Genomic DNA, 6,332 nt, shown 5'->3' on the forward strand with positions numbered 1-6,332 from the left:
CCTATCCCTTGCTCTTGGCCTCCTGCCAGAGCGACTCCATCTCCTCCAGCGTCGCCTCGGCCGGCTTGCGGCCCTGATCGGCCAGGCGGCGCTCGATATAGCGGAAGCGGCGCTCGAACTTGTCGTTGGTGCCGCGCAGCGCGGCTTCGGGATCGACCTTGCAATGGCGGGCGAGGTTCGCCACGGCAAACAGGACATCGCCCATCTCGTCGACGATGCGCAACTGGTCGAGCGGTCCGGCGGCGATTTCGGAGCGGAGCTCGCCGAGTTCCTCCTCGATCTTGTCGATCACCGGCCCGGTCTCCTTCCAGTCGAAGCCGACCCGGGCCGCCCGCTTCTGAAGCTTCTCGGCCCGCAACAGGGCGGGCAGGGCGCGCGCCACTCCCTCCAGAGCGCCTGTCGGTTCGCTTCCATTGCGGGTTCTCTCGGCGGCCTTCCGGGCTTCCCAGGAGATAGTCTGGGCGTCCGCATCGGCGATCTTGAGGTCGCCGAAGACGTGCGGATGCCGGTCGACCATCTTGTCGGCGATCGCGCGGGCCACGTCGCTGAAGGTGAACGCCCCAGCCTCTGTCGCCATCTGTGCGTGATAGACGACCTGCAACAGGAGATCGCCCAGTTCCTCCTTGAGCGACGGCATGTCGTCCCGCTCGATGGCATCGGCCACTTCGTACGCCTCTTCGATCGTGTAGGGCGCGATCGTGCGAAAGGTCTGGTCGATGTCCCAGGGACAGCCATGCCGACGATCGCGCAGCCAGGCCATCACGGCCAGAAGCCGCGCGAGCGGCTCCTTGGGTAGCTTCTCGGGGGTTGGCCGGTCGGAAGGCATGATTCCTAATTATCGTATAATATATATTATGACAAATTATCTAAAAGATATATAAAACATGATATCACCATGAATAATGGATATTCTGATTAAGAAGCGCGAGGAGATTGAGGCCGCGTCGTCCCTGGCTGGCCGGCACGCCCAGCGTCATCAACGCGCCCCCCTTTGGATTGGACGGATTGACCGTTACGAGATCGAACACGGTGCGCGGCTCCGTGTCGCCGCGGCTCGGCGGGACATTCTCGTAGATCACGAGGTACGAGCCATCGCCGAGCCTGCGCGCCTGGGCCTTGGTCGGCGGCCGCCGCGCCTCGATCGTGCCGACTTTGGTCGTCGCATATTGCTCCGCGTCGTTCACACCCTCGAACGTGAAGTCGAGCCGCCAGACGATCAGCCGATAGCTCTTGTCGGCGTTATAGGCGACGCCGCGCTCCTGGTCCTCGATCGCCTGCCAGCCCAGCGGCACGGCAAGATCGATCTTGACGGTGTCGAAATGAAGCCGCGCCAGCCCCTTGGCATTGTCGATCTCCAGCACCCGCGCGCGCGCCGGCCCAGGGCTGTCCGGAAGCATCGAATCCGTGCGATTGAAGCTTGCGCCACGATCGGCGATGGCGAAGTCCCTGAATGTCAGTCCGCCGGCATCCAGACCGCTCTGGGCGTGTGCGGGACCGGCCCACAAGGCGAAGCCAGCCGCGAGGATCGCCCGTCGGCCGGACTCCTTTTGTTTGACCTCTCGCGTCACCTGAGGAATTGCCATTAACAAATTGAATTGTCGTCAATATTTATCATCAGACCGTCATAACAGGGCCAGACGTGAGCCGGCGTGCGCCGATTGAGTTCAGCATAGTCCATATCGATGTGGAGATTGGTCAAAAAGGCTCGTTTGACACCCGCGCGTCCGATCCATTCGAGAGCGAGATCGAGATGGGCATGGGTCGGATGCGGGCGGTAGCGCATGGCGTCGACCACCATCACCTCGACGCCCTGCAGGATGTCGAAGGCGGCGTCCGGCATCGCCACCACATCGTTGACGTAGGCGAAGCCGCCGAACCGGAAACCGAGCGACGGAATCGTGCCATGATCCAGCGGAATCGGGATGACCGGCACGCCACCGGCCGTGAAGGGCCCCTGGATCTCGTTGGCCAGGTAGAGCGAATTGTAGAACCCGCCCTCCTCGGCCTCGAAGCAGTAGCCGAAACGCCGGCGCAGCACGGCAAGCGTGCGCTCGTCCGCCCACGCCTCGATCTGCCCCTGGCGGAAGACGTAGGGACGCAGATCGTCGATGCCGTGGCACTGGTCGGCATGATCATGCGTCCACAGAACCGCATCGACGCGCTCGACCCTGGCGGCGAGAAGCTGTGCGCGCACATCGGGCGAAGTGTCGACCAGGACCGTCTTGCCTCGATCCTGCACCAGGATCGAGCAACGGGTACGCCGGTTGCGCTTGTCCATCGGGTCGGCCGCGCCCCAGTCGCCCAGCCCGCCGGCGCCGCCCACGCGCGGCACGCCGCCCGACGTTCCGCAGCCCAGGATCGTCACGCGCATGCCGAGCGCTCTGCCTTGGCGAACAGCCGGAAGAAGTTCCCGGTGGTCGCCGCCTCGAGCTCGGCGAGGCTCACTCCCTTCAGCTCCGCGACCCTGGCGGCGGTGTGCGCGACGAAGGCCGGCTCGTTGGTCTTGCCGCGCCTGGGCACCGGCGCGAGGTAGGGCGCGTCGGTCTCGACCAGCAGGCGATCGAGCGGCAGCTCGCGCACGATCGCCCGCAGGCCTTCAGCGGCCTTGAAGGTCACGATGCCCGAGATCGAGATGTACATGCCGAGCGCCAGGGCGCGCCCAGCCACCTCGGCGCCCGAGCTGAAGCAATGGATCAGGCCCGCGAAGGCGCCCTTCGCATATTCCTCTTCCAGGATGTCGGCCGTCTCCGCATCGGCGTCGCGGGTATGAACGATCAACGGCAGGCCGGTCTCGCGCGCCGCCGCGATATGGCTGCGAAAGCTCTCCGCCTGCTCGTCGCGCGGGCTGTGCTCGTAATAGAAGTCGAGGCCGGTTTCGCCGATGCCCACGACCCGGGGATGACGGGCCGCCTCGATCAACCGGCCGGGTGTCCGCTGCCCCTCCTCCTTCGCCTCGTGCGGATGGACGCCGACCGAGCACCAGACGTTGCCGTGCCGCTCGGCGATGGCGCGCACGCGATCGAACTGGTCGAGCCGCGTGCCGATGGTCAGCATCCCGCCGACGCCCGCGGTCCGGGCGCGCGCCAGAACGCCCGTTTCATCGCTCGACAACTCGGGGAAGTCGAGATGGCAGTGGCTGTCGATCAACATGTCAGCCGGCGGCCTGCGACGCCGCCTCGACGAAGCGCGGGAAAACGCCCTGCGGTTTCGGCAGCTGCGTTCCCGGCTCGAGCTCGCGGTCGAAGGCGGCGAACGTCCTCGCGTCGGCGGCTACGGCGAGCTGGTCGAGGATCTTCGCCGTCGAGTCGGGCATGAAGGGCTGCACCAGCAGCGTGACGCGGCGAATGGTCTCGACCAGCACCCAGAGCACCGTGTCGCGCCGCGCCGGATCGGTCTTGGCGAGCGCCCACGGCGCCTGCGCATCGACGTAGCGGTTGGCGTCGGCAACGACCTCCCAGATCACGGCCAGCGCGCGATGGAAGGCCTGCTGTTCGAGCTCCGTCCGCACGACGGCAAGCAGCCGGCGTGCCCGATCGAGCAGAGCCTTGTCCGCCTCCTGGAGAGATCCCTTCGGCGGAATCTTCTCGCCGCAGTTCCTGGCGATGATCGACAGGACGCGCTGGCAGAGATTGCCGTAGGCGTTGGCGAGATCGCCGTTCAGCCGCCCGATCAGAGCGCGCTTCTGGAAGTCGCCGTCGTTGCCGAACGGCACCTCGCGTAGCAGAAAGTAGCGCACCGGATCGAGGCCGTAGGTCTTCGCGAGCTCGACCGGATCGATCACGTTGCCGAGCGACTTCGAGATCTTCTGGCCCTCGTTGGTCCACCAGCCGTGGGCGAAGACGCGCCGCGGGGGCTCGAGCCGGGCGGCCATCAGGAAGGCCGGCCAGAACACGCAGTGGAAGCGGATGATGTCCTTGCCGACCATGTGCAGGTCGGCGGGCCAGAATCGCCACAACGGGTTGCTCGTGTCCGGATAGCCGCACTCGGTGATGTAGTTGGTGAGCGCGTCCAGCCACACATACATGACGTGCTTGGGATCGCCCGGCACCGGAACGCCCCACGAGAAGCTGGTGCGCGAGACGGAAAGGTCCTGCAGCCCGCCCTTCACGAAGCTCACCACCTCGTTGCGCCGGCTCTCCGGGCCGATGAAATCCGGGTTCTTCTCGTAGAAAGCCAGCAGCCGCCCGGCCCATGCCGAGAGCCTGAAGAAGTAGGACGGCTCCTCGACCCATTCGACCTCCGCGCCGGTCGAGATGGCGCGCCGCTTGCCGTCCGGCCCGACCTCGGTCTCGCCTTCGACGAAGTAGGTTTCGTCACGGACCGAATACCAGCCGGCATACTTGCCGAGATAGATGTCGCCCGCCGCCACCAGCTTCTCCCACAGCGCCTGGCAGGCGGCATAGTGCCGCTTCTCGGTCGTGCGGATGAAATTATCGGGACTGTAGTTCATGGCCCGGACGAGATCGCGGAACGACTGGCTCACCTTGTCGGTGAAAGCCTGCGGCGCCATGCCCGCCGCCGCCGCGGCCTTCTCGATCTTCTGGCCGTGCTCGTCGGTGCCGGTAAGGAAATGGACGTCGCGCCCGTCGAGCCGCATGAAGCGCGCCAGCACGTCGCAGGCGAGGCTGGTGTAGGCGTGCCCGATATGGGGCACGTCGTTCACGTAGTAGATGGGCGTCGTGATGTAGTAGGTGCGACTCGACATGATGACTGAACTCCGGACCGCCGCCCCTCCCGGAGCGCCGGGTCCAGCGCCTTAGCGCATCGCCGATTGGAGAGCCAGGAAGCTGCCGAGCACCGTCTGCTTGCGGTCGAGATTGACGGCATCGGCACGGGACAGCAGAAGGGCGATCTTGTCCCATGCCTCCATCCAGCGATCAAGGCTCGCCGCGGCGAGCAGCCTCGCCTGCAGGCCGCGTTCGGCCGGCACGATCGGCGCTTCCTGGCCGCCCACCGCCGCCCGGCGGGCGAGTCCCTTCAGCCATCCATCGAGCAGATAGTTGAGCGAGCGCCAGTCGGCGTTCGCTTGTTCACCGCGGCGCGCGAAGCGCTCGGCGAAACCGTGCAGGCGTGCCATGTCGAGCTCCGGCAGGGTGGCCAGCAATTCGACCATGTCGCGATAGAGGCCGAGGCTGCCGGCGCTCGCGAGCTCAAGCGCACGACCGATGCTGCCATCGGCGAGACCGGCGAGCGCCAGCCTCTCCTCCTGCGCGGTGCTCGCGGCATAGATGCCGAGCAGGCGCACCACCGTCTCGTCGGCCAGCGGCGGCAGCGCGAGCCGCCGACAGCGCGAACGGATGGTCGGCAGCAAGCGCCCGGGCGCATGCGCCACGATCAGCAGCACCGCCCTGGGCGGCGGCTCCTCGAGGATCTTCAGGACGGCGTTGGCGGCGTTGCGATTCATCTCGTCGGCGGGATCGACGATCGCCACCCGCCAGTCGCCCAGCGCCGGCGTCATGTGCATGAACTCGCCGAGATCGCGCACGTCGTCGACGACGATTTCGGTGCGGATGCGATCGGTCTTGGGATCGAGCGTTCGGCGCAGATGGAACAGGTCGGGGTGCGAGCGTGCGTCGACGAGCGCGCGGCCCGGCGCATCGGGCGCGACGTCGAGCAGGTCGGTGCTGCCCGCGAACAGGCCACCCTGCCCGCCGGCAAGCAGGAAGCGCGCGAAGCGCCAGGCGAGCGTCGCCTTGCCGATGCCGCGCGGGCCGGTGAGCAGCCACGCGTGATGCAGGCGGCCGCTCCGCTGCGCGGCCAGCATCGTTCGCTCGGCCGCCTCGTGTCCGGCGAGGCGGTCGTTGCGCCACGGCGGCGGCCAGTCGTAGGGCCATTCGAGCTTCTCGAGCTCACCCGCATCGACACTCGTCCTGGCGCGCGCCATCGCCTCAGGCTCCGAGCCGCTCGGCGACGGTGCGCGCGATATCCTCGGCCACTCGCTCGACGTCGCGGCTCGCGTCGATCACGACGCAGCGCCTCGACTCGCGTTCGGCGATCTCGAGGAAGCCCGCGCGCACCCGGTCATGGAAGGCGCTCGGCAGGCTTTCGTAGCGCGTCTCCACGCCGCGCCGGCTGGCGGCGCGTGCGAGGCCCGCTTCGACAGGCAGGTCGAGAATCAGCGTGAGGTCGGGCGTGAAATCGCCGACGGCGACCTCGTACAGCCGCTCGAGCGCCGCGAGGTCGAGGCCGTGGCCGTAACCTTGGTAGGCGCGGGTCGAATCGGCGAAGCGGTCGCTCACCACCCACGCGCCGCGCTTCAACGCCGGCCACACCGTCGTACGCAGATGCTCGCGCCGGGCCGCGAAATGCAGCAGCGCCTCGGTCGTGCCGTC

7 protein-coding genes are annotated in these 6,332 nt (G+C 67.1%); all 7 read right to left on the bottom strand.

Annotation, left to right across the window (positions count from 1 at the left end):
• Window position 1: 1 nt before the first annotated feature.
• On the bottom strand, window positions 2-826 hold the full coding sequence (gene mazG, locus VH499_RS18415; RefSeq protein ID WP_332054203.1) for a nucleoside triphosphate pyrophosphohydrolase: 825 nt from the start codon (window positions 824-826) through the stop codon (window positions 2-4).
• 64 nt (window positions 827-890) lie between these two features.
• Window positions 891-1,583 (bottom strand): hypothetical protein, encoded by a 693-nt coding sequence (locus tag VH499_RS18420; RefSeq protein ID WP_332054204.1) that lies wholly within the window; start codon window positions 1,581-1,583, stop codon window positions 891-893.
• Window positions 1,583-2,371, bottom strand: a complete 789-nt coding sequence (locus VH499_RS18425; RefSeq protein WP_332054205.1) for an MBL fold metallo-hydrolase — start codon at window positions 2,369-2,371, stop codon at window positions 1,583-1,585. Before VH499_RS18425 ends, VH499_RS18420 begins: the two co-directional genes overlap by 1 nt.
• A complete protein-coding gene (locus VH499_RS18430; RefSeq protein ID WP_332054206.1) occupies window positions 2,362-3,150 on the bottom strand; it encodes a TatD family hydrolase in 789 nt (262 codons plus the stop codon). The genes VH499_RS18425 and VH499_RS18430 overlap by 10 nt, the downstream gene beginning before the upstream one ends.
• A gap of 1 nt (window position 3,151) precedes the next feature.
• Entirely contained in the window at window positions 3,152-4,705 is a 1,554-nt protein-coding gene (gene metG / locus VH499_RS18435; RefSeq protein WP_332054207.1) for a methionine--tRNA ligase, read from the bottom strand.
• Window positions 4,706-4,756: 51 nt separating this feature from the next.
• Window positions 4,757-5,884, bottom strand: coding sequence for a DNA polymerase III subunit delta' (locus tag VH499_RS18440; RefSeq protein ID WP_332054208.1), 1,128 nt, complete (start codon window positions 5,882-5,884; stop codon window positions 4,757-4,759).
• A 4-nt stretch (window positions 5,885-5,888) separates the two neighbouring features.
• Window positions 5,889-6,332: dTMP kinase (gene tmk, locus VH499_RS18445; RefSeq protein WP_332054209.1), on the bottom strand; the 444-nt coding region annotated here is incomplete at its 5' end.

Origin of the sequence: Reyranella sp., assembly GCF_036558665.1 — a bacterium.
Classification (GTDB): Bacteria; Pseudomonadota; Alphaproteobacteria; order Reyranellales; family Reyranellaceae; genus Reyranella.

Excerpts from the sequence above, each read along its gene's own strand:
- mazG (WP_332054203.1), bottom strand. The coding sequence starts at position 826 with ATGCCTTCCGACCGGCCAACCCCCGAGAAGCTACCCAAGGAGCCGCTC.
- VH499_RS18420 (WP_332054204.1), bottom strand. The coding sequence starts at position 1,583 with ATGGCAATTCCTCAGGTGACGCGAGAGGTCAAACAAAAGGAGTCCGGC.
- VH499_RS18425 (WP_332054205.1), bottom strand. The coding sequence starts at position 2,371 with ATGCGCGTGACGATCCTGGGCTGCGGAACGTCGGGCGGCGTGCCGCGC.
- VH499_RS18430 (WP_332054206.1), bottom strand. The coding sequence starts at position 3,150 with ATGTTGATCGACAGCCACTGCCATCTCGACTTCCCCGAGTTGTCGAGC.
- metG (WP_332054207.1), bottom strand. The coding sequence starts at position 4,705 with ATGTCGAGTCGCACCTACTACATCACGACGCCCATCTACTACGTGAAC.
- VH499_RS18440 (WP_332054208.1), bottom strand. The coding sequence starts at position 5,884 with ATGGCGCGCGCCAGGACGAGTGTCGATGCGGGTGAGCTCGAGAAGCTC.